This window comes from Edwardsiella sp. A.80236 (assembly GCF_044540725.1).
GTDB classification, from domain to species: Bacteria; Pseudomonadota; Gammaproteobacteria; order Enterobacterales; family Enterobacteriaceae; genus Edwardsiella; species Edwardsiella tarda.
In genome coordinates this window covers 1-1,009 of sequence record NZ_JBIUCY010000060.1, presented here as the reverse complement: position 1 = coordinate 1,009, position 1,009 = coordinate 1, and the positions used below count along the sequence as shown (strand labels likewise).

Genomic DNA, 1,009 nt, shown 5'->3' with positions numbered 1-1,009 from the left:
TTTGTCCTTGCATGGGAAACGCTGGCGCTGGATGATGCATTGGACGTTCTGGACGCCATGCTGGCCGTTATCATCCGCCACGCCAGAAGGATGAGCCGGGCTGAATGATCGACCGAGACAGGCCCTGCGGGGCTGCACACGCGCCCCCACCCTTCGGGTAGGGGGAAAGGCCGCTAAAGCGGCTAAAAGCGCTCCAGCGTATTTCTGCGGGGTTTGGTGTGGGGTTTAGCGGGCTTTGCCCGCCTTTCCCCCTGCCGCGCAGCGGTGGGGCGGTGTGTAGCCTAGCGCAGCGAATAGACCAGCTATCCGGCCTCTGGCCGGGCATATTGGGCAAGGGCAGCAGCGCCCCACAAGGGCGCTGATAACCGCGCCTAGTGGATTATTCTTAGATAATCATGGATGGATTTTTCCAACACCCCGCCAGCCCCCGCCCCTGCTGGGTTTGCAGGTTTGGGGGCGTGACAGTTATTGCAGGGGTTCGTGACAGTTATTGCAGGGGGGCGTGACAGTTATTGCAGGGGTTCGTGACAGTTAGTACGGGAGTGACGGGCACTGGCTGGCAATGTCTAGCAACGGCAGGCATTTCGGCGAGATCCGATTGTCGGCCCTGAAGAAAGCTCCAGAGATGTTCGGGTCCGTTTACGAGCACGAGGAGAAAAAGCCCATGGAGGCGTTCGCTGAACGGTTGCGAGATGCCGTGGCATTCGGCGCCTACATCGACGGCGAGATCATTGGGCTGTCGGTCTTCAAACAGGAGGACGGCCCCAAGGACGCTCACAAGGCGCATCTGTCCGGCGTTTTCGTGGAGCCCGAACAGCGAGGCCGAGGGGTCGCCGGTATGCTGCTGCGGGCGGTGATAGACTATGGCCGCGAGCATGTGGAGCAGATCATGCTGACGGTTGCGGAAGGGAACGAAGCCGCTATAAACCTCTATCAGCGATCGGCTCGTTGCCCTGCGCCGCTCCAAAGCCCGCGACGCAGCGCCGGCAGGCAGAGCAAGTAGAGGGCA

The 1,009-nt window shown here is 61.1% G+C and carries 1 pseudogene; it reads left to right on the top strand.

Going from position 1 to position 1,009, the window contains the following annotated elements:
- Positions 1-562 precede the first annotated feature (562 nt).
- Positions 563-880, top strand: a pseudogene (locus ACEQFP_RS17465) (GNAT family N-acetyltransferase); the annotation flags it as partial.
- Positions 881-1,009 lie beyond the last annotated feature (129 nt).